This is a genomic window from Dactylosporangium sp. CS-033363, assembly GCF_050942475.1.
Taxonomy (GTDB): domain Bacteria; phylum Actinomycetota; class Actinomycetes; order Mycobacteriales; family Micromonosporaceae; genus Dactylosporangium.
In genome coordinates this window covers 2,200,863-2,222,163 of the sequence record NZ_CP192032.1, presented here as the reverse complement: position 1 = coordinate 2,222,163, position 21,301 = coordinate 2,200,863, and the positions used below count along the sequence as shown (strand labels likewise).

19 protein-coding genes are annotated in these 21,301 nt (G+C 72.9%); 6 read left to right on the top strand and 13 right to left on the bottom strand.

Features of this window, described 5'->3' with window-relative positions:
• Position 1: 1 nt before the first annotated feature.
• Positions 2-1,909 (bottom strand): DUF1800 domain-containing protein, encoded by a 1,908-nt coding sequence (locus ACQPZ4_RS10220; RefSeq protein WP_433058234.1) that lies wholly within the window; start codon positions 1,907-1,909, stop codon positions 2-4.
• Between the two features lie 200 nt (positions 1,910-2,109).
• Between ACQPZ4_RS10220 and ACQPZ4_RS10215 the strand changes: the two genes are divergently transcribed.
• Positions 2,110-3,954, top strand: a complete 1,845-nt coding sequence (locus tag ACQPZ4_RS10215; protein WP_433058232.1) for an ATP-binding protein — start codon at positions 2,110-2,112, stop codon at positions 3,952-3,954.
• Positions 3,951-4,343, top strand: coding sequence for a roadblock/LC7 domain-containing protein (locus ACQPZ4_RS10210; protein ID WP_433058231.1), 393 nt, complete (start codon positions 3,951-3,953; stop codon positions 4,341-4,343). Before ACQPZ4_RS10215 ends, ACQPZ4_RS10210 begins: the two co-directional genes overlap by 4 nt.
• A gap of 642 nt (positions 4,344-4,985) precedes the next feature.
• On the opposite strand, the gene ACQPZ4_RS10205 is transcribed toward ACQPZ4_RS10210, so the two are convergent.
• From ACQPZ4_RS10205 to ACQPZ4_RS10195, 3 genes are all read right to left on the bottom strand, one after another.
• On the bottom strand, positions 4,986-5,546 hold the full coding sequence (locus tag ACQPZ4_RS10205) for a GtrA family protein (RefSeq protein WP_433058229.1): 561 nt from the start codon (positions 5,544-5,546) through the stop codon (positions 4,986-4,988).
• 67 nt (positions 5,547-5,613) lie between these two features.
• The gene (locus ACQPZ4_RS10200) at positions 5,614-6,783 is read right to left on the bottom strand and encodes a tetratricopeptide repeat protein (RefSeq protein ID WP_433058227.1); all 1,170 of its coding nucleotides are present in this window, start codon (positions 6,781-6,783) and stop codon (positions 5,614-5,616) included.
• Positions 6,784-6,995: 212 nt separating this feature from the next.
• Positions 6,996-7,997: a glycosyltransferase family 4 protein gene (locus ACQPZ4_RS10195; protein ID WP_433058225.1), complete on the bottom strand. Its 1,002-nt coding sequence runs from the start codon at positions 7,995-7,997 to the stop codon at positions 6,996-6,998.
• A gap of 105 nt (positions 7,998-8,102) precedes the next feature.
• On the opposite strand from ACQPZ4_RS10195, the gene ACQPZ4_RS10190 reads away from it, so the two are divergent.
• Positions 8,103-10,457, top strand: coding sequence for a putative bifunctional diguanylate cyclase/phosphodiesterase (locus tag ACQPZ4_RS10190; protein WP_433058223.1), 2,355 nt, complete (start codon positions 8,103-8,105; stop codon positions 10,455-10,457).
• On the opposite strand, the gene ACQPZ4_RS10185 is transcribed toward ACQPZ4_RS10190, so the two are convergent.
• A complete protein-coding gene (locus tag ACQPZ4_RS10185; RefSeq protein ID WP_433058221.1) occupies positions 10,426-12,057 on the bottom strand; it encodes a RecQ family ATP-dependent DNA helicase in 1,632 nt (543 codons plus the stop codon). The two genes, ACQPZ4_RS10190 and ACQPZ4_RS10185, sit on opposite strands and share 32 nt — an antisense overlap.
• A gap of 24 nt (positions 12,058-12,081) precedes the next feature.
• On the opposite strand from ACQPZ4_RS10185, the gene ACQPZ4_RS10180 reads away from it, so the two are divergent.
• Positions 12,082-13,167 carry an S-(hydroxymethyl)mycothiol dehydrogenase gene (locus ACQPZ4_RS10180; RefSeq protein ID WP_433058219.1) on the top strand — a complete coding sequence of 362 codons (1,086 nt, stop codon included), beginning with the start codon at positions 12,082-12,084 and terminating at the stop codon, positions 13,165-13,167.
• Between the two features lie 101 nt (positions 13,168-13,268).
• A complete protein-coding gene (locus ACQPZ4_RS10175) occupies positions 13,269-14,189 on the top strand; it encodes a DMT family transporter (protein WP_433058217.1) in 921 nt (306 codons plus the stop codon).
• A 6-nt stretch (positions 14,190-14,195) separates the two neighbouring features.
• Here the strand turns inward: ACQPZ4_RS10175 and ACQPZ4_RS10170 are convergent, their stop codons facing one another.
• Positions 14,196-14,924 carry a hypothetical protein gene (locus ACQPZ4_RS10170; protein WP_433058215.1) on the bottom strand — a complete coding sequence of 243 codons (729 nt, stop codon included), beginning with the start codon at positions 14,922-14,924 and terminating at the stop codon, positions 14,196-14,198.
• 156 nt (positions 14,925-15,080) lie between these two features.
• Here ACQPZ4_RS10170 and ACQPZ4_RS10165 point away from each other — a divergent pair, with 156 nt between their 5' ends.
• Complete coding sequence (locus ACQPZ4_RS10165) at positions 15,081-15,437, top strand: DUF2795 domain-containing protein (RefSeq protein WP_433058213.1); 357 nt, start codon at positions 15,081-15,083, stop codon at positions 15,435-15,437.
• A 236-nt stretch (positions 15,438-15,673) separates the two neighbouring features.
• Here the strand turns inward: ACQPZ4_RS10165 and ACQPZ4_RS10160 are convergent, their stop codons facing one another.
• The 7 genes from ACQPZ4_RS10160 to ACQPZ4_RS10130 form a co-directional block, all read right to left on the bottom strand.
• Positions 15,674-16,255, bottom strand: coding sequence for a PadR family transcriptional regulator (locus ACQPZ4_RS10160; RefSeq protein ID WP_433058211.1), 582 nt, complete (start codon positions 16,253-16,255; stop codon positions 15,674-15,676).
• Positions 16,256-16,813: 558 nt separating this feature from the next.
• A complete protein-coding gene (locus tag ACQPZ4_RS10155) occupies positions 16,814-17,632 on the bottom strand; it encodes an AraC family ligand binding domain-containing protein (RefSeq protein ID WP_433058209.1) in 819 nt (272 codons plus the stop codon).
• 237 nt (positions 17,633-17,869) lie between these two features.
• Complete coding sequence (locus tag ACQPZ4_RS10150; protein ID WP_433058207.1) at positions 17,870-18,571, bottom strand: ABC transporter ATP-binding protein; 702 nt, start codon at positions 18,569-18,571, stop codon at positions 17,870-17,872.
• Positions 18,568-18,702, bottom strand: a complete 135-nt coding sequence (locus tag ACQPZ4_RS10145) for a hypothetical protein (protein ID WP_433058205.1) — start codon at positions 18,700-18,702, stop codon at positions 18,568-18,570. The genes ACQPZ4_RS10150 and ACQPZ4_RS10145 overlap by 4 nt, the downstream gene beginning before the upstream one ends.
• A complete protein-coding gene (locus ACQPZ4_RS10140; protein WP_433058203.1) occupies positions 18,699-19,400 on the bottom strand; it encodes an ABC transporter ATP-binding protein in 702 nt (233 codons plus the stop codon). Before ACQPZ4_RS10140 ends, ACQPZ4_RS10145 begins: the two co-directional genes overlap by 4 nt.
• The gene (locus ACQPZ4_RS10135; protein WP_433058201.1) at positions 19,397-20,434 is read right to left on the bottom strand and encodes a branched-chain amino acid ABC transporter permease; all 1,038 of its coding nucleotides are present in this window, start codon (positions 20,432-20,434) and stop codon (positions 19,397-19,399) included. Before ACQPZ4_RS10135 ends, ACQPZ4_RS10140 begins: the two co-directional genes overlap by 4 nt.
• Complete coding sequence (locus tag ACQPZ4_RS10130; protein WP_433058199.1) at positions 20,431-21,297, bottom strand: branched-chain amino acid ABC transporter permease; 867 nt, start codon at positions 21,295-21,297, stop codon at positions 20,431-20,433. The genes ACQPZ4_RS10135 and ACQPZ4_RS10130 overlap by 4 nt, the downstream gene beginning before the upstream one ends.
• Positions 21,298-21,301: the final 4 nt, after the last annotated feature.

The window sequence follows — 21,301 nt, the reverse complement described above, 5'->3', positions numbered from 1 at the left end:
CTCACCGCAGCGCGTGGTAGACGGAGTCGAGGATCAGCGGGGCCAGCAGGGGCAGCTTGCCGCCGAGGTTGTTGTCGGTGATCCGGGCGTCGGTCTTGGACCCGAGGAACTTCGCGAGGGCGTCCTTCTCGGCCTGCGCCATCGGCTGGAAGACCAGCCGGTTGGACAGCACGTCGAGGTAGGTGCCCAGGGTCGCGGCGGGCTGCGTCATGAGGCTGGCGGCCGTCGGGTTGTTCAGGCCCTTCCACTGCTGCTGCATGAACATCCGGTGCGCGTTCCAGGTCTCCAGCATGCCGGCGGCCGAGCTCCACGCGGTGGCGACGTCCGGGTACCCGTCCGGCGGCCCCCAGCCCAGCGGCGGCTGCCCGAGCTTGTTGGTGAAGTTGTACATGTCGTCGAGCGCCTTGGCCGTGTCGGCGCCCGGCGTGGTGCCGACGACGCGCCCGGTGGCGATGAAGTTCTCCAGCGGGCGGCGGGTCTTCAGGCCGGACGCGATCCAGAACTCCAGCGAGCGGAACAGCACCTTGAGCACCGGCACCATCGCCGAGCCGCTCTCCTGGTAGGTCTTGGCCAGCCGGTCGACCAGGCCCTGCGGCGGGGTGTCGCACACGAAGCGCACGCACAGCTTCCGCGCCACGTACCGCGCGGTGGAGGGGTGGGTGGCCAGGTACAGCAGATACGCGTCCCCGACCGCCAGACCGTCCTTGGCCGACTTGTTGGCGTGCTGGAACCCGAGCACCTTGACCGCTCCGGTCCAGTGCTTGTTCTGGTCGTACTTGAACGTGCCCTCGCGCGTCGCCGTGCGCCCGGTCATGAGGTAGGCCGAGTTGCGCACGTCCTTCTCGTTGTACCCGCCGTCGATCCCGACCGTGTGCAGCTCGAGCAGCTCGCGCCCGTAGTTCTCGTTGACGTTGCGCTTGTCCGAGCTGGTGTTGTCGAGGTACCGCATCATCGCCGGGTCCCGCGCCGACGCGATGAGCATGTCGGAGAACTTGCCCAGCGCGTGCTGGCGGATGACCCCGACGTCGTACGGGCCGCGCACGTCCCAGCCGCCGTCGAACGGGCTCGTGACGTTGAGGTGGTTGTTCCAGAAGTCGACCATCACCTCGAGCAGCTGCCGGCTGCTCCACATCTGCCGGGCGATGACGGCCTTGGTGAGGTCCATCTGCGCCTTGTTGTCGCCGTCCTTGACCGTGGTGCGCAGCTGCGCGGTGGTCATGGTGGCGGTCGGCACGGCCTTGAGGGCGGCGTCGGCGACCGGGTCGGCGATCTTGGCCGGATCCAGCTGCTGGTCGATCCAGGCGTCGATGCCCATCTCCTTGACCGCCGCCACGTCGCCCGGGGTCGGGCCGAAGGTGGCGCGGCGCAGCAGGTGCAGCACCGGGTCGCGGTTGAGCGGGGTCGGGAACCGCGGGGTGGCCCGCATCGCCGCGACGGCCGCCGCCGAGGGCGTGTCGGCCGTGCCGGAGGCGCCCAGGTCGTTGAGGTCGCCCTGGCCGCTGGTGTAGCTGGCGTCGCGGTTGGAGAACGAGCCGGCGTCGCGGGGCGAGACGTTGCCGCCGCCGCTGCCGGTCTTCACGAAGTCGTCGGGGTCGGCCGTGGGCGGGCCGAACACGGCCGCCGCGGTCGTGCCGAGCGCGCCGAGGGCGACCGCGCCGCCGCCGAGGGCCATCAGGGCCTGGCGCCGGTTGCGGGTCAGCTCGTGCAGGGCGGGCCGGCCGGTGCGCAGCCACGCGGGCGCGGGGCCACCGGCCTTCCGCCTGGGCGCGTCCGGGTCCGCGTCGGAGTCCTGCGTCTGGCGCAGGATCCGCGGCACGGGGAACTCGCCGGTGAAGTCGGAGAAGAACGCGCCCTTCACCTTCTTGGGCGCGTCGCCCGGCTCATCGTCCGGGAAGAGCCGTTCTGGCACGTCTAGAGAATCTAGTGAGCGGTCGATCGGCGCTCAAGCGGCGCGGTGCGAGGCCGTCTCAACTTTGCCTTTCTTCTTGCTTAAGTGCCCCGCCTTCCTCGTGAATGAGGGCAAACCGGTCGTTCACTCAAAGTCATCTCTTCCGTACCGAACGCTGATGGTGGTACGCATAGGTGACCGGACAATGGCAGGGGGTAGCGGTGCTGGTCGATGCTGCTCCCGCCGGGCGGGCCTCCGGGCCGCGCCTGGCGACCGTGTTGCTGCTGCCGCTGCTGGGCCTGCTGGCCGTCGCGGGCCTGGCCGCGTACCTCTACGCCGGCCCCGGCGGGCGGATGGACGACCCGCGCGCCGGCGTGGCCACCGGGGTCGCCGCCGACCGGGCCGCCACCGAGCTGTCCAACGAGCGCCTGGCCGCCCTGAACCTCCTGCTGACCGGGTCCGAGCCGGCCCGCAGCGCCTTCACCGCCCAAACCCAAGCCTCGGATTCGGTACTGTCCAAGCTCCGACCCGCCGGCCTCGCCGAGCTGCGCACCCGGGTCGCCGCGGCGCCGCAGGAGGTGGCGGCGGGGGACTTTCTCATGCAGTACACGGAAATGATCAGCGAATTCGTCGAGCTGCGCCAGGACCTCCCGCGCCGCACCGGCCCCGGGACCGTGAACGCCGCCCTGCGCGCGTCGGGCTGGCTCGCCGTGGCCCGCGAGGAGCTCGCCCAGATCCAGCTCATCGACCGGCGCGACGCCGACACCCCGGCCTGGCACGAGAACCTGGCCGCGCACCGGGCCGCCCACCTCGACGCCCTGCGCCGCTTCGCCGAGGTCGCGCCCACCGCCTGGCGGGACCGGCTGACCCAGGTCCCGTCCGGCCTCGGCGGCGACGCCCAGCCGGCCCTGGACGCGCTCGCCGCCCTGTCCGCCTGGGCCGGGGCCGACGAGGGGCGCATCGCCGACGCGGTACGCGACGAGCAGAACCGCACCCTGCTCGCCGGGCTCGCCGCCGTCGTGGTGGTCGTGGCCGCCTCGATCGCGCTGGCCGTGCGCGCCGCCCGGGCGGCCCGCCGCCCGCGCCGCCGCTCGTCGCCGCCGATCGACCCGGAGGAGTTCCAGGTCGTCCGGCAGGAGGCCGCGCGAGCCGTCGCGGAGCAGGCCGCCCTGCGCGCCGGCACCTCCGCCGCGGTGATCGGCCTGGCCCGCCGCAGCCAGCGCCTCGCCGACGAACTCGTGCACCACCTCGACGCGGCCGAGCGCGACGAGGCCGACCCGGACCGCCTGGCCCAGCTCTTCGCCCTCGACCACCTCGCCACCCGCATCCGCCACGACAACCAGAGCCTGCTCGTCCTCGCCGGCGCCGACACGGTCCTCGGCCGGCGCGACCCGGTGACGCTGCTGGACCTGCTGCGGGCGGCACAGTCGCGGATTCAGGATTACCCCCGCATCGAGTACTCCATGATCGCCCCCGACGTCCACGTCGCCCCCGACGCCGTGGACGACGTGGTCCACCTGCTGGCCGAGCTCTTCGACAACGCGACCCGCTCCGGCCCGTCCGACCGCCCGGTCCTCGTCGAGGGCCGCCGCGAGGGCGCCGGCGCCGTCGTCGAGGTGGCCGACCGCGGCCCCGGCCTCGACCCGCAGCGCCTGGCCGAGCTCAACGCCCGGCTGGCCGACCCGCCGCCCCTGGACGCGGCCGAGGCGCACCGCACCGGCCTCGCGGTCGCGGCCCGCCTCGCCGCCCGGCACGGCCTCACGGTGACCCTGCGCCCGCCGCCCTCGGGCCGCGGCCTACGCGCGGTGGTCCAGCTGCCCCCCGAGCTGATCCTGGACCCGATCTCCTTCCCCCCCGACTCCCCCGTCGCGCGCCGCCTCCCGCCGCCCCGCCCGTTCGAGCGCGGCCAGGTCCTGCCGGGCAACGAGCCGGTCGACGTGCCGCACCCGCGCTCGACCCTCGTCCCGGTGGTCCCGGGTCCCGTGCGGACGCCCGACACCCCTACGGTTGACCTCGAACCCGAGGCCGCCCGGGACCTCCTGACGGAAGGACGTTCTTCGGCATGACACCGACCACGGGGCTGGACTGGCTGCTGAGCGGCTTCACGCAGCGCGTCCCGGGGGTCCGCCACACCGTCGCCGTCTCGGGGGACGGGCTGCTGGTGGCCGCCTCACAGGAACTCCCACCGGCGCGGGCGGACCAGCTCGCCGCAATGGTGGCGGGCGTGGTGTCGCTGGCCCAGGGGGTGTCGTCGTTCACGGCCCAGGGCCCCGTCGTGCGCACGATCGTCGAGATGGGGCGGAGCCTGCTGTTCGTGCTCGCCCTGGGCAAGGGGGACTCCCTCGCCTCTTTGGCGGCGATCGTGGAGCCGGGGTGCGACGTGGGGCAGGTCGCGTTCGAGATGACCGGGCTCGTGGAGCAGGTCGGGACCGCGCTCACGCCTTCGCTGCGCTGATCCCGGCGCGACTCCCCCGCGCAGCGTCCTCAGTCGCCTCGCCCCGCGCACCGCCCACGCACCGCACCGCCCGCTCGCACCGCACCGTCCGCGCACCGCCCGCACCGCACCGCACACCGCACTGCACCGCCCGCACCGCCCGCACCGCACCGCACCGCGCACCGCGCACCGCGCACCGCACCGCACCGCGCACCGCGGACCGCCCGCGCACCGCGGACCGCCCACGCACCGCGGACCGCCCGCGCACCGCGGGCCGCCCACGCACCGCACCGCCCGGTCGGGCCGACCGCCCGCGCGGCGCCGTGACAACCGGCGCCGGTGACCGCGACGACCACCGCGATCGCGCCCGCGTCTCCCGCCGCGGCGCTGGCACAACCGAGGCCGCGACCCGTGCCCACCACCACGATGGCGCGCGCACCTCGACCGCGGCAGCGTGACGACCAGGGCGGGGACCGCGGCGACCATCGCGATCTTGGCGCGGAGCGACCCAGAAGCTGCGCAAATCGGAAAAGTCGCCCCACAGGCGAAAAATCCGATAAGTCGCGGCGCGCCAGCGCCCGACTTATCGGACCCCAAAAAGAGCGATCTCCCGGGTGGCCTGCGACGGAACCAGACCCGGGAGATCAGGAGATGCTGCGAAAGTTACGGGGCGTCCGTAGGCGCCGGTACCGCGCCCGCCTGGGCCGGGACCTCGTAGCGGTTCTGCGGGGCCGGGCGGACGTCGTCGTGCGGGAAGACCCACACGCGGTATGCCCACAGGCGGAAGACCATGGCCAGCGCCACGCCGATGATCATGCCGAAAACGAAGTCCGAGACCTCTTCGACGGCGACGCTCACGTTCGGGGTGTGGAGGCCGAACATGTACTGCGCCACCCAGAGGGGGGCCGAGTTCAGGGCCACGCCGATGCCGTTGACCACGGTGTACAGCAGCATCTCGTGGTGCCGGCGCCGGCCGCCGCGGGTGCGGAAGGACCACTCGCGGTTGAGGAAGTAGGAGACGACCGTCGCAATGATATTGGCGATGGTCAAAGCGGTGACTGGTTTGTGTTCGAAAACCGTCAACCGCAAACCGTAGTTGAGGACCAGACTGACGACGTAGCAGAGGCCGCCGACGATGATGAACTTCACCGTCTCGCGCCGCTTGCGCAGCAGCGAGGCCACTGACTCCGGCAGCAGATTGAGGGTCCGGTCTGTAAGCCGCATCGGCGCGACTATACCCGGCAAAGCTGAAGTTACGCCCTCCGCGGTGGCACAAACTGCACGGCGACGGTCAGCGATCGCCCGTGCACACAGAAGTGGCCGCGGTGACCGAAACCGCCTCGTCGACCGGGCCCAGCACGACGCAGTACGCGGCCTTGGGATCCACGTCGTGCACCACGTACTCGGTCGTGCCCGGCGGCACCGTGTCCACCACCGCCGGCGGCTCCCCGGCGCGGGACAGCGCGATCACCACGCCCACCGGCAGCGCGGTCCAGTGCACGGTGAGCGTCGTGCCCCCGTCGGCCAGCGTCAGGTCCTGCACGGCGAACTCCGGCGACGAGGACGAGGCCACGGCGGGCGTGTCGGGGATCAGGTCCGGACCGCCGTGCCGCCACACCCAGAGCCCGGCGAAGACCCCGGCCAGCAGCACGACCACCGATAACAGCGGCCATATGGCCCTAGAGGAAGAAGAAGAGGAAGCCCCAGAAGCAGCAGGAGGAGCCGGAGGAACCACCACGGGATCCACAACCAAAGGGGGCATCGAGATCGGCGCCGAGGGCATCGGCGGCTCCACCGAGGCCAGCTCCCACTCCACCGCCTTGGTGAACGGATGCCGCGTCCCGAGCCGGCCCCGCGCCGCCGCGTGCGCCAGCGTGAACAGCCGGCGCGCCTGCAGCACATCCCCCGTCGCGTACAGCAGCGCCGCCAGCTCGGCCGCGATGCGGATCGTGTCGAGGTCCTCCGCGCCGTACTCCCGCCGGTGGATCACGTACGCCGCGTTCAGCATGGCCAGGGCCAGGGCCGTCTCGCCCCGGTCGCGCTGGAGCAGGGCCAGGTTGACCCGGGCGAGGCGCACCGCCCGCGCGACCGGTCCGGGGCCGTCCTCGTCGACGCCGCTGTCCAGCACCCGGTGGTAGAGCCGCTCGGCCTCGTCCCACTCGTCGTAGTCGTGGCGGACGGCGGCCAGCACGGCGACGGCGTGCACGGTGCTGGGGTGCGTCTGGCCGTACCGGCGCTCGGCCTGCATGGCGACCGCCTCGGCGAGGTCGTAGGCGGCGTCCAGGTCGCCCAGCTCGCGCAGCACCTCGGCCAGCAGCCGGCGGGCGGTCAGCCGCTCGTCGTCGGACAGCTCCGGCTCGTCGAGCAGGCGCTGGACCGCGGCCCGGGCGCCGGGGAAGTCCCAGCCCCGGATGAGGCGCTCGACCTCGTCCAGCCGTTCGGTGACATCGACCGTACTCACAGTATCCCTCCGCCCCGCAGAGCTTAAGGACACCGGTGACGCAACGCCAGCCTTCGATCACAGAAAGCCAAGATCTCCAGCTCCGGGCAAGGCATCGGCTCCGGCAGCCTGCCACGTCGCTGCCGGAGCCGAGCCGTCCGCGTTACCGCGTCAGAAGCCGCGGGCGCCGCACACTGTGAAGGTTCGGCCGCCCGCCAGAGGCCTTGAGAACTTCAGCCGAGCATTCGCCGGTACAGCGCGAGATAGTCGTCGACCATGCGGTCCGCCGAGAACCGCTCCAGCGCCCGGGCCCGGACCCGCGCGCGGTCGAGCTTCAGCGCGTCGTCGAGCATCCCGGCCGCCTCGTGCGCGTCGGACGCCAGGTAGCCGGTGATCCCCTCGTCGACGACCTCGGGCATCGAGCCGAGCGGATAGGCGATGACGGGGGTACCGCACGCCATCGCCTCGACCACCGACAGCCCGAACGGCTCGGCGAAGCCGATCGGGTGCAGCAGCGCCGCCGCGGAGCCCAGGATCTCGGCGCGTTCGGCCGGCCCCACGTTGCCGCCGTAGACGATCTGCTCGCCGTCGACGTGCGGGAGCACCTGCTCAGCGTGGTACACCTCGTCATGGACGGGGCCGCAGATGAGCAGCCGGCGGCCGGTCGCGCGGGCGATCTTCACGGCCTCGGCGGTGCCCTTGTCCGGGTGGATGCGCCCGAAGGCCACCAGCGTGTCGCCCGGCTCGGCGCGGAACGGGAACTGCCGTGTGTCGATGCCGTGGTAGATGGTGGCGGCGTAGTCCAGGCCCGGCCCGCGGTCGGCGTCGGAGATCGACACGTACGCCGAGCGCGCCCGCTGGTACGCCGGCAGGATCGCGGCCGAGCAGAAGCCGTGCACCGTGGTCAGCAGCCGGGCCCGGCAGAACTCGCCCATGGCGAGGGGCAGCCAGTCGAGGTTGTTGTGCACCAGGTCGAACTCGCCGCTGCGCCCGTAGCAGTGCGCGATGTGGATGGCCTCCCAGACGCGCCCGTCGTAGCTCGCGTCCTCGTTGTACGGGCGCGCGGCGACGCCGTCGAGGCGGGCCGCGGTGACCGAGTCGAGGCTGGCGAACAGGGTGACGTCGACGCCGCGGGCGACCAGGCCCTCGGCCAGCAGCGAGACGATCTGCTCCCACGGGCCGTACGCCCGCGGGGGTGTACGCCAGGCGATCGGTCCGAGCAATGCCACCTTCATCACAGGCCCCTACCCCCGCGCCCCCGCGCGAATCCTCACAACAGCGGTCCCGAGTGCCGATAGGAACACGGCCAACCCCCACCTCTCAACATAACGGACAAAACCATGACATCCGCCGGAAAGCCGACCGCCGCCTGGCGCTGGTACGCGGGCCTCGGGCTCGGCGCCATCGCGGTCGGCGGCTTCCTGCCGGTGCTGGCCCGGCAGGGGCTGTACGCGCTGCTCGGGATCGCGGCCGCGACCGCGGTCGGCATCGGGATGCGCCGCTACCAGCCCCGGGAGCGGCGGGTCTGGCTGCTGTTCGCCGCCGCGCTGTGGTCCTCGGTCGGCTCGGCCGTGCTGTACGTGGTGGCCGGCGCGCACTGGAAGGACCTGGCCTACCTGGCCGCCTATGGGCTGCTGGTCGCGGGCGCCCTGCTCTGGGTGCGCCCCGATCCGGAGCGGCCGCGGATCGAGCGGTTCATCGACTCGGGCATCGTGGCCTCGGGGGTGGCCGCGCTGTACTGGACGTTCATCGTCCACCCGATGCTGTTCGGCGGCCGCGGGGACGGCGGCCGGCTGGTGAGCGACCTGACGTACATCACGATCGACCTGGTCCTCGTGGTGTTCACGGCGCGGATGATGTTCAGCTCCAGCGTCCGCGGCCCCGCGCACGCCCTGGTCGGCCTCGCCCTGTCCATGGTCATCTCCGGGGACGTCGTCTTCTACGCCGGGCTCGCCTGGACCGGGGACGCGAGCGGCGACAGCCTCTCGACGATGCTGTACCTCTGCGCCTACACCCTGCTGGGCACCGCCGCCCTGCACCCCTCGATGGCCGGGGCGGCCGGCCGGCCCGAGCGCCCGCAGCACCTCATCCCGCGGCATCGGATCTGGCTGTACTCCGTGCTCTCCCTCGTCGGCCCCGCGGTCGCCATCACGCTGATGCTCGCGGTGCACCCGATGCCGTCGCGCTGGTGGGTGCTCGTGCCGCTGGCCACGTCGGCCGTCACCGCGGTGCTGCTCATCGCCCGGCTCAGCCAGCTGGTGCGCTTCGCCAACCGCCGGGTGCTCGAGCTCGACGCCCACGCGCTGGCCCTCGGCGAGGCGCTGCGCGAGCAGGAGGCCCTCCGCCAGCAGCTCACCCACCGGGCGCTGCACGACGCGCTGACCGGCCTGGGCAACCGGGCCCTCCTGCAGGAGCGACTGGAGCACGCGCTCACCCGTACCAGTGCGGCCCATGGTCTTCTGCTCTTGGACCTGGACGGCTTCAAGGACGTCAACGACTCGTTCGGCCACCCGGCCGGCGACGCGCTGCTGATCGAGGTCGCGGCCCGGCTGGTCGGCATCGTCCGGGTCTCCGACACGCTGGTGCGGCTCGGGGGCGACGAGTTCGCGATCCTGATGGAGGACGCCGACGCCGGGCAGGTCGCCGCGGCCGGCCGCCGGATCATCGACGAGCTCGCGCGGCCGGTCACCGTGCACGAGCGCGAGCTGTCCGTCACCGCCAGCGTCGGCTCGCTGCTCTTCGCCGCGCCGGCCACCCCGTCGGAGGCGCTGCGCAACGCCGACCTCGCCCTCTACGCGGCCAAGGCGGCCGGCAAGAACCAGCTCGCGGCCTACGAGGAGCGGCTGGCGAGCGAGCGCTCCGAGCACCTGCGCATCGCGGCCGACCTGCGCCGGGCCATCGCGGCCGAGGAGTTCACGGTCAACTACCAGCCCGTCGTGGACCTCGCGACCGGGCGGGTCACCGCGGTCGAGGCACTGCTGCGCTGGTCCCGCGACGGCGTGGCGGTGCCGCCGCTGGACTTCATCCCCATCGCCGAGCAGTACGGCCTGATCGTCCCCATCGGCGCCTGGGTCCTGCGCCGGGCGTGCCGGGACGTGCACACGTGGTACGAGCGCTTCGGCATCTCGGTCACCGTCAACGTCTCCGGCCGCCAGCTGCGCGAGCCGGACTTCGCGGCCACCGTGATCGGGGCGCTCCACGACGCCGGCCTGCCCGGGGAAGCGCTGATCATGGAGATCACCGAGACGGTGCTCGTGTCGGCGGGCGCCGGCGAGGCCGACGACGTGACCGCGGTGCTCATGCGGCTGCGCGAGGAGGGCGTGCGGGTCGCCGTGGACGACTTCGGCACCGGCTACTCCTCGCTGGCCTACCTGCGCCACCTGCCGGTCGACATCCTCAAGATCGACCGCGCGTTCACGCCCGGCGGCGAGGTGGCCGAGGAGCTGGCGTTCACCCGCGCGATCGTCGAGCTCGGCAACAGCCTGCGCCTGTCCTCCATCGCCGAGGCGGTCGAGACGCCCGAGCAGGCCGCCCGGCTGCGCGAGCTGGACTGCCCGCAGGCACAGGGCTTCCACTTCTCCCGCCCGCTGCCGGCCGCGGCCCTCGACGAGGTGCTCACGGCCTCCGGCGGCGTGCTGAGCGGGGCTACGCCTTCTCTTGGGGTTACGCCTTCCGCAAGAGCCGGTGCTGCCTGACCACCGGAACCGACAGCGTCTTGTACCCCACCTGCTCGAACAGCACCGTCATCTGCTCGCCCGCGTAGGAGAGCACGACCCCCTTGCCCCACTCGCCGTGGCGCACCTCGGCGTGGATCGGGAACGGCGCGTCCTCGGCGGCGGCCAGGCCCGCGGCGGCGCTGCCGTCGGTGCAGTTGTCGCAGTGCTCGCAGATGCCGTCGAGGTGCTCGCCGAAGTACGCCAGCAGCGTGCGGCCCCGGCACTGCTCGGTCTCGGCGAAGTTGCGCATCATGTCCAGCCGCGACCGGCTCACCGTCTGCTGCCGCTCGGCCTGGGCCTCCACCAGCTCGGCCGCCTTGGCCGGGGTCGGCGCCCAGCGCGGGGCCTTGACCTTGCCCCCGTGCAGCATCCGCGCGCCGCCGACCTCCTCCAGCAGGCCCAGCAGCTGCCCCAGCTTGCGCTCGCCGAGCCCGGTGCGCTCCTCCAGCTCGTCGCGGGTCATCGGCTCCTTGGCCGCGCGGAGCAGGGCCGCGAGCTCGGAGACCTCCTCCTTGTCCACGGAGACGTTGCTGAAGAACTTCCGAAGACCCGTGTCCTCGGTACGGTGCAGCAGCAGCACGTGCGCCGCCTGCCCGTCCCGCCCGGCGCGGCCGATCTCCTGCAGGTAGGAGTCCGGCGAGTCGGGCAGGGAGACGTGGTTGACCCAGCGGATGTTGGGCTTGTCGATGCCCATGCCGAACGCGGTGGTGGCGACCATGATCGGCACCTCGTCGGCCAGGAACGCCTCGTGCGCCCGCTCGCGCTCGCCCGCGCTCATGCCGCCGTGATAGGCGACCGCGTCCAGTCCTTCCTTCTCGAGGCGTTCGGCGAGCTCCTCGGTGGACCGGCGGGTCGGCGCGTAGATGATGCCCGGCGGCGCCGACTCGCGGACGCGCGCGATCAGCCGGCGCAGGCGGGTCTCCTCGTCGGGGCAGTGCACCGACTCCAGGTACAGGTTGGCGCGGTCGAGCCCGGTGACCACGACCTCCGGGTCGCGCATGCCCAGCCGCTCGATGATGTCCTCGCGCACCGGCGGCGAGGCGGTCGCGGTCAGCGCCACGATCGGCGGCCGGCCGAGCTCCCGGATGAACTGGCCCAGCTGCAGGTAGTCGGGGCGGAAGTCGTGGCCCCAGGCGGAGACGCAGTGCGCCTCGTCGACCGCGACCAGGCTCGGCTTGAGCGCCTTGATCTGGGCCACCCGGGCCGGGTCGGCGAACTGCTCGGGGGTCAGGAAGACGAACTCGGCGTCGCCCTTGCGCAGCGACTCCAGCGCCTCCTCGCGCTCGGTCTTGCCCTCGGCCGAGGAGAGCCGCACCGCGACCAGGTCCTCGTGGTTGCGCGCGGTCAGCGAGGCGATCTGGTCCTGCTGGAGCGCGAGCAGCGGCGACACGACGATCGTCGGCCCCGGCAGCAGCGGCGCCGGCACCTGGTAGATCGCCGACTTGCCGGCCCCGGTGGGCAGCACGGCGAGGGCGTCCCGCCCGGCCATGACCGCCTCCATGGCCCGCAGCTGCTCGTCGCGCAGACGCTCCCAGCCGAAACTCTCCCGGGCGACCCGCCGCAGTTCGTCCGCACTCATGGAAGGCATGGTAGGACGACAGGTATGCCAATCGAGACGCAAGGTGTCGTTGCCCTCGGCAAAGGACAGCCGGTAAGCCTGGAGACCATCGTCGTCCCCGAGCCCGGACCCGGCGAGGCGCGGGTTGAGGTGCAGGCGTGCGGCGTCTGCCACACCGACCTGCACTACCGCGAGGGCGGGATCAGCGACGACTTCCCGTTCCTGCTCGGCCACGAGGCGGCGGGCATCGTCGAGTCCGTCGGCCCCGGCGTGACCGAGGTGGCCCCGGGCGACTTCGTGATCCTCAACTGGCGCGCCGTGTGCGGGCAGTGCCGGGCGTGCCTGCGGGGGCGGCCGTGGTACTGCTTCAACACCCACAACGCCAAGCAGAAGATGACGCTCAAGGACGGCACCCCGCTCTCCCCCGCCCTGGGCATCGGCGCGTTCCTCAAGCACACGCTGGTCGCCGCCGGCCAGTGCACGAAGGTCAACCCGGACGCCCCGGCCACCGTCGCCGGCCTGCTCGGCTGCGGCGTGATGGCCGGCGTCGGCGCCGCGGTCAACACCGGCAACGTCGGGCGCGGCGACTCGGTCGCGGTCTTCGGCTGCGGCGGCGTGGGCAACGCGGCGATCGCCGGCGCCCGCCTGGCCGGCGCGTCGACGATCATCGGCGTGGACGTCGACGTGCGCAAGCTCAACTGGGCCACCGAGTTCGGCGCGACCCACGTGGTCAACTCGCGCGAGACCGACCCGGTCGAGGCGATCAAGGCCCTGACCGGTGGATTCGGCGCGGACGTGGTCATCGAGGCGGTCGGCCTGCCGCAGGTGTACGAGCAGGCCTTCTTCGCCCGCGACCTGGCCGGCACCGTGGTGCTGGTCGGCGTGCCGCGCCCCGACATGCAGCTGACGCTGCCGTTCCTGGAGGTCTTCGGCCGCGGCGGGGCGCTCAAGTCCAGCTGGTACGGCGACTGCCTGCCCACCCGCGACTTCCCCATGCTCGTCGACCTGCACCTGCAGGGGCGGTTCCCGCTGGACAAGTTCGTCACGGAGACGGGCTCGCTCGGCGACGTCGAGGAGGCCTTCCACAAGATGGAGCGCGGCGAGGTGCTGCGCTCGGTCATCGTGCTCTGAGTTTCTGCGCTGTTTGCCACGGCCCGCGGTGTGACGCGCACCGCGGGCCGTTGCGCAACGACGTTCAAGACCGGCGGCTCGTCTTGGCGTGGAATCGGGCCATGAGTCGTCGTGGTTGGCTCCTGTTCGGCGCCATGTGCGTCATCTGGGGCATCCCGTACCTGCTGATCAAGGTCGCGGTCCGCGAGATCGGCCCGGCCGAGCTGGTCTTCGTGCGCACCGCGCTCGGGGCCGTGCTGCTGCTGCCGATCGCCCTGGCCCGCCGCGAGCTGCGCGCGTCGCTGCGGCCGTGGCTGCCCCTGCTGGCCTACACCGTCGTCGAGATCGGCCTGCCCTGGCTGCTGCTCTCCGACGCCGAGCGGCACGTGGACAGCTCCTTCACCGGCCTCGTCATCGCCGGCGTGCCCCTGGTCGCCGCCATCATGGCCCGGCTGATGAACCGCACCGAGCGCCTCACCGCGAGCCGGGTGAGCGGCCTGCTGGTCGGCCTGGCCGGCGTGGCCCTGCTGCTGGGCTTCCACGCGGCCGGCTCCGGCCCGATCCCGCTGCTCGAACTCGTGGGCGTCGTCGTCTGCTACGCGGCCGGCCCGCTCATCATCGAGCGCTGGCTTTCCGAGGTACCGCGCTACGGTGTCGCCGCCGCCTCGCTCGTGATCGGCGCCGTGCTCTTCGCGCCCGTCTCGGTGCCGAAGCTCCCGGACCTCGCCCGGCACGTGACCACCGGCCCGGCGCTGGCCGCCCTCGCGCTCGCGGTCATCTGCACGGCGCTCGCGTTCGTGCTGTTCTTCGCCCTGGTGGCCGAGGTCGGCGGCGTGCGCGCGACCGTCATCACGTTCGTCAACCCCGCCGTCGCCGTGGTGCTCGGCGCGCTGGTCCTCGACGAGCCGGTGACCTGGCTGACCGGCGCCGCGTTCGCGCTGATCCTGGCCGGCTCGATCCTCGCCACCCGCCGCAAGCCCCCGGCGGAAGACGACGATGCCGGCCGGATCCAAGAGGCGGATCCGGCCGGCATCGGGACGTAGCTCAGGTCACCAGTTCTTCATCCAGGGGAGCTGGGTGTCCAGCCAGTCGTTGAGGCGCGCGACCTGGTCGACGTCGGTGTCGAGCCAGCTGACCTGGCCGGTCATGGCGAGGATGCCGAACACCACGGCGGTACCGCTGATCAGCACGCCCAGCGTGCCGAGCCCGCGCCCGGCCACGTTGGGGCGTACACCCGCGATGATGCCGCCGAACGAGAACAGCAGGCCCAGCGCGCCCACCGGGATCGCCCACGGCGCGAGCAGCCCGGTCAGCGCGGCCGCCACACCGGCGAGGCCCACCATGACGCCCAGCGTGGCGAGCATGCTCACCCGCGCGGGGGCCTGGCGCACCGGCACCGGCTCGACGACCGGCTCCGTGACCGGCTCGCGGTCGATCGTGCGGCGCATCGGGGTCGTGTCGCTCTCCCGGTCCATGACGCCGACCGGCGGGATGGCCCCGGTGGTCTTCGCCTCGGTACGGTCGTCGATCCCGTCGCCGTCCTTGTCGTGCTTGCGCCCGAGGCGCCACGTGCGCGTCTCGCTCGCGGCCTCGGCGCGGTCGTCGACGCCGTTGCGGTTGCGGTCGACGGCCGGCGACTCGGCGGCGGGCGTCTCCACACGGTCGTCCACACCGTCACGGTCGCGGTCGACGATGGGGCGCCCGGTGCGGTCGTCCACGCCGTCGCCGTCACGGTCGGTCGCCCCGCGGCCGCCGAACAGCTGCCCGATGCGTGCCACTGTGTGCTCACCTCCTGCGAAGCGCCCGTCCGGTCCGCCGGGGGGATTCGGAGACCGGGGTATATCGGGCGGATGTCAACCGGCTACCCAAGCACGCCGGTTTCCAATCGGGGGTGAGCCCGTTTCGGGGGATTTCGCCCGGGTACGTCACGCTTCATGGAGCGAGGAAACACGAAGCACGGAGTCGCGCTCGACGAGCGGCTCGCGCGCGAGGACGCGATAGAGGCCCGCGACGTCGACCCCGAGGGCGGGGGCGACCGCTCGGGCGGGGCCCCGATCGGCATGACGCCGGACGAGGTCGAAGCCAGAAGCAATCTCGGCCGGTACATCCCGAAGGCCAGCCTCCCCGGCGACCGCGACGACCTGATCGCGGGCGCGACCGAGCTGGACGCGCCGGACGAGGTGCTGGACGCACTGGAGGCGCTGCCGGCGGACGACACGCAGTACGAGACGGTCAACCAGGTGTGGGCAGCACTGGGCGGCCGGAACGAGGATCCGGCCCGGCGGCCATAGGTTCCTGGATCTTCTGCTGTTGCTGCACCGGCTCCCGCGGTGGCGGGGTCGGGTTCACGGTCCACCAGCGCATGGCCCTGTCCCTTGTGCGTTGTGCGCGTTGAACGATCCCTGGGGCCCGCACGCCCCAGGGATCGCGTCCGTGTGGCCTTCGAGTGGCCCTTGCAGCCGGCCTCTCCGTCGGCCTCTCCGTCGGCCTCTCCGTCGGCCTCTCCGTCGGCCTCTCCGTCGGCCTTTCAGTCGGCCAGGATCGCGTAGAGCTTGCGCCGGGTCTCGGTGAGCACCTCGAGCGCCTGGGCCCGCTGCTCGGGCGTACCGTTGAAGCCCACCTGCCGCAGCGCGTCCATGATCCCGAACGCCGCGTCGCGAAACTCCTGCGCCTGCGAGACGTTCTCGTCGCCGTACTCCTGCCACGGCGCGTTCTGCGCCGCCTGCTCGGCCTCCGGCCGCCCGGTGTCGGTGAGCACGAAGCGCTTCCGCCCACCCGACTCCTCGGCGACGATCAGCCCCTCGTCCTCGAGCATCTGCAGCGTGGGGTACACCGACCCCGGACTCGGCCGCCAGATGCCGCCGGTGCGCTGCTCGAGCTCCTGGATCATCTCGTACCCGTGCATGGGGCGCTCGTGCAGCAGCGCGAGCACCGCGACGCGCACGTTCGGACGGCCACCGCGTCCCCGGCCCCGGCCACCGTGCCCGCCGTGCCCATGTCCGCCGCGACCCCAGCCGCCGCGCCCGCCTTCGGGCGGGAACGGGGGGATGAAGCTGCCAAACCCGCGCTGCCAGGCCCCCGTGTCAAACATTCCGTGATGCGACCTCATGTCGCTCCTCCTTTATCGTCGTTTGATAGTTCGACGATATATCGGGAACCTATCGCCGACAACCCTTCCCGATAGTGACCACCACAACGTTGGCACGGAACCGGACGCATCCCCTGCCAGGCGATAAATCGGATATGCCCGCATCAGCGCGCGGTTCGGGGTTCTGCACGCCGCGGGTCTTACGCGCCACGAGCTTTACGCGCGCCACGAGCTTTACGCGCGCCACGAGCTTTACGCGCCACGGGCGGCGTTGCGGAACCCGGCCGGCCTCAGGCGCCACGGGTGCGCGCCCTCACGCATCACGGGCAGCGGCCGCCGCACGCACCGCGCGGCGGTGCGGAACGCGGCGAGCCCCCACGCGCCACGGGCGGCGGCCCCACGCACCGACGGAGCGGCGCAGCGGAACGCGGCCGGCGTCACGCACGACGAGCGGCGGCCCGACGCACCACGGGCGGGCGCAGCGGAACACGGCCGGCGTCACGCACGACGAGCGGCGGCCCGACGCACCACGGGCGGGCGTAGCGGAACGCGGCCGGCGTCACGCAACCTCAGGCAGCGTCACGGAACGCGGGCGGCGTTGCGGAACGCGGCCGGGGTTACGCCTGTGACACGCTTGAACCAGCGCGTCAGGTGCGCCTGGTCGGCGAAGCCCACGATCCCGGCCACCTCGGCCGGCGTACGCCCCGCGGCCAGCAGGTGCCGCGCATGGCAGACCCGCTCCAGCACCAGCCAGGCGTGCGGCGGAAACCCGGTCGCCTCCCGGAACACGCGCAGCATGTGAAACGGCGACAGTTCAACGCCGGCGGCCAGCTCGCGCAGGCTCGGCGCACACCGCAGGTCGGCCAGCAGCCGGTCGCGGATCTCGGCCACCTTCCGCCCGGCCGCGGGGTCGGACACCCGGATGCCCGCGCCGGCGCTGCGGGGTTCCCCGTGGCGCTGGATCACCGCGGCGAAGGCCCACGCCAGCTTCGACTGCCCGGCCAGCTCGTCCTCCCCGGCGGTCAGCTCCTCGTGCGCGGACCGGATGAGGTGCACGCTGCGCGGGTCGGTGACGATCGGCTCCCGGAACCCGGTGCGCTCGACGCGGCCCTCGAAGAGCAGGGACTCGCTCGGGTACAGCACCCGGTACGCCCACCCCTCCGGCCGCGCCGCCATCCCGTCGTGCGGCTCGTCCGGCTCCAGAATGGCCAGCGTTCCCACCCCGGCCCGGCGCAGCTCGCCCCGGTAGCGGAACTGCTCCTCGCCGGAGGTCACCACGCCGATCGCGTACGTGGCGTGCGAGTGCCGCGCGAACTGGTGCCGCCGGTAGCTCGCGGTGAGCAGGTCGAGCGCGTGCGGACCGGCCTCGACCCGGGTCCAGTGCGCCGACTCACCCATGCCCGGCACACTACTCCCGACCTGCCCCGCGTCCGGTTTCAAGCGAAATGTCGGGCTTCGTACCTCAGCCCGACATTTCGGACTTATACCGTGGCGCGACTTAAATGTGCTTATGTCGTGGCGCGTCAGCGCCCGACATAAGCCAACACGCCCGACCGCGTGGGTCGGACGGCGGGTCGGACGGGTCAGGCGTGGCCGGCGACGCTACCGCGTGGATCGGACGGCGGGCCGGACGGGTCAGGCGTGGCTCGCGACGCTCAGGACGTGGTCGGTCAGGGACGGGTCGGCTCGCAGCTCGGCCGCCGTGTGGGTCGAGGCCACGACGCCGTCGGCGAGCAGGGCCACCCGGTCGGCCACCGCCAGGGCGTGTTCCGGCTGCTGCTCGACCAGCAGGACCGTCAGGCCGCCGCGGGCGAGCTCGGCCACCACCGCGCGTACGCGGTCGGCCAGGTCGACCGCCAGGCCTTCGCAGGGTTCGTCGAGCAGCAGTACCGTCGGCTGGGTCAGCAGGGCCCGCGCGATCGCCAGCATCTGGGCCTCGCCGCCCGACAGCTGGTCGCCTCGGTTGCGCATGCGCTCCTTGAGGCGGGGCAGGAGCTGCAGGACCCGGTCCTGGGTCCACTCCCCCTTGCGGCGGGACAGCTGCAGGTGCTCGGCGACCGTCAGGCTCGTGAAGACACGGCGGCCCTGCGGGACCAGGGCGATGCCCGCCCGGGCCACGCGGTGGGCCGGGCGGCCCGCCAGGTCGGTGTCGTCCAGCCTGACGCTGCCGGCCTTGGGCTTGATCAGGCCGCAGATGGTGTGCACAAGCGTGGTCTTGCCGGCGCCGTTGCGGCCGAGGACGGCCAGGGCCGCGCCGGTCGGCACGGTCAGGTCCACGCCGTGCAGGACGGTGCCGCCGCCGTAGCCGGAGTGCAGGCCCTGGACTGTCAGCGTCACGGTGTCACCCCGACGAAGGCAAAGACAAAGACAAAGACAAAGGCGAACGCGAAGGCAACGGCACCGCCGACGGCGACGGCCACGGCGTGGATGCGGCGGCCGGAACGCCGGCCCTCGACGGTCAGCGTCACGGTGTCACCCCGGCGTAGGCAGCCTTCACTTCCGGCGAGCGCCTGGTCTCGGCGACGGTGCCGGTGTGGACGTGGCGGCCGGAGTGCAGGACCGTGACGTGGTCCGCGAAGCCGTACACCAGGTCCAGGTGGTGCTCGACCAGCAGGACGGCCACCGTCTTGGGCAGCGTGGCCAGCAGGCCGGCCAGCAGCTCGACCTCCGGCGGGGCCAGGCCCGCGGCCGGCTCGTCCAGCAGCAGCAGCTTGGGGTCGCCGGCCAGGGCCATGGCGAGCTCCAGCTGGCGGCGCTGGCCGTGGGACAGGCTGCCCGCCTTCACGCCCGCGACCGACTCCAGGCCCACGGCGGCCAGGTACCCGGGCGCGCCGGGGCGCAGGCGGCCCCACGGGCGGCGGGCGGCGACGAGGACGTTGTCCAGCGCGGTCAGCGTCGAGTAGACGGCCGGGTGCTGGTGGGTGCGGCCGATGCCGAGCCGGGCCCGGCGGGCCGGGGACATGCGGGTCACGTCGCGGTCGTCGAAGTGGATGCGGCCGGCCGTCGGGCGCTGGGCGCCGGCGATCAGGTTGAGCAGTGTGGACTTGCCGGCGCCGTTCGGGCCGATGAGGGCACGGCGTTCGCCGGGGGCCAGGTCCAGGGCCACGCCGTCCAGGGCGGCCAGGTCGCCGTAGCGCCGGCCGAGGTTCTCCACCCGCAGGATCATCGGGCCGCTCCCCGCTCGGGCACGGCCGCCTCGTCCGCCGGGTGGGGTTCGCGCGGGGCGGGAATCGGCACAGGCGGTACCGAAGCAGGCTTTGGACGGAGGCGGTTGAGGAAGGACAGGGCCGCGTGCTCGCCCAGCAGGCCGTTGGGCAGCAGGTAGACGCAGATGATGAACAGGATGCCGAGCAGCAGCGGGGCGTGGCCGGCGCCGGCGATCCAGTCGCGCGTGGCGACGACCAGGGCCGCGCCGATGAGGGCGCCGACCATCGACGTGGAACCGCCGATCACCACGGCGAGCAGGATGAGCGCGGCGACGTCGAAGCCGCCGTCGCCCGGGGAGACGTACGACTGCACCGTGAACAGCAGCGCCCCCGCCACGCCGGCCAGGGCGCCGGCGGCGACGTAGGCGGCGGTGAGGTACCCGTTGACGGGGTGCCCGCTGGCCCGCATGCGCCGCGCGTCGTCCCGGGTCGCGCGCAGCAGGGCGCCGGCCGGGGTGCGCAGCACGAGGAGCACGGCGCCGACCAGGACGGCGACGACCGCCAGGGTGTAGAGGTACTTCGACGCGTCGGTGTCGAGGTCCACCAGGCCCGGCAGCGGGTGCACGGGCGCCCAGGAGGTGAAGCCGTCGGTACCGTGGGTCAGGCTCTTCCAGCGACCGGCCACTGTGGACGTCAGCTCGCCGAGGGCCAGCGTGATCATGAGGACCACGACGCCGCGGGCGTAGACCACGAGCGGCGCGGTGATCAGGGCGAACAGTGCGCCGGTGCCGGCCGAGGCCAGCAGGTGCACGACGCCGACGCTCAGGTCGTTGTCGATCATGATCGCGGTCGTGTAGGCGCCGACCAGGAACGGGGCGGTCTGGCCCAGGGTCGGCAGGCCGGCCACGCCGGTGAGCAGCGCGACGCTGACCGCGAGCAGGCCGATGATCAGCATCCGGGTGAGCATGCCGACGGCGTAGTGGTTGAGCGTCCAGGCGAACGAGACAAGCAGGCCGAGGATGCCCAGCGTCAGGAGGTACCGGAGAAATCTCATGCCGACCGCCCCGACGGCAGCAGCCCGCGAGCCCGTGCGGCCAGCACGATCGCCATCGCGCCGAAGAGGGCGAAGGGGGCGGCGGTGGCGAAGTTGGTGACGCCGATGGTCTGGATCTCGCCGACGGCCAGCGCGGCGATCAGGGTGCCCACGATCGAGCCCATGCCACCGAGGACCACCACGACGAGCGAGAGCATCAGCACCTGGTCGGCCGTGCGGGGACCGGCGCCGATGATGGGGGCGCCGAGCGCGCCGGCCAGCCCGGCCAGGGCGCCCGCGCCGGCCAGGACGCTGGTGCGCACCGTGAACGGCGACACGCCGAGCATGGCGACCATGTCCCGGTCGTCGACGGTCGCGCGCACGAAGTGCCCGGCCCGGGAGCGGGTGATCACGGCGAAGAGGCCGGCCGCGATGAGCGCGGCGACGACGATCAAGGCCAGCCGGTACCCCGGGTAGCTGTGCCCGGCCAGGTCCACCGGCCGGTCGAGCACCTTGGGCACGGCGATCGGCAGCTCGTCCTTGCCGAACAAGGCCGTCAGCCGGTCGCCGGCCACCAGCGCGACGCCGAACGTGAGCAGCGCCTGCGCGAGGTGGCCGCGACCGGCCAGCGGGACGAGCATCGCCGAGAGCAGCGCGCCGCCGAGGCCCGCGGCCGCGGTGCCGACCAGCACCGCGAGCGCGAGCGAACCCCAGCTGCCGTCGCTGATCTTCGCAGCGGCGTAGGCACCGAACGCGAACAGCGTCCCGTGCGCCAGGTTGAGCACATCACCGACGCCGAAGGCGAGGGTGAGCCCGGCGGCGACGACGAACAGCAACAGCCCGTAGGCCACGCCGTCGACCGCCGGGATCAGGTACAGGTCCAACGGA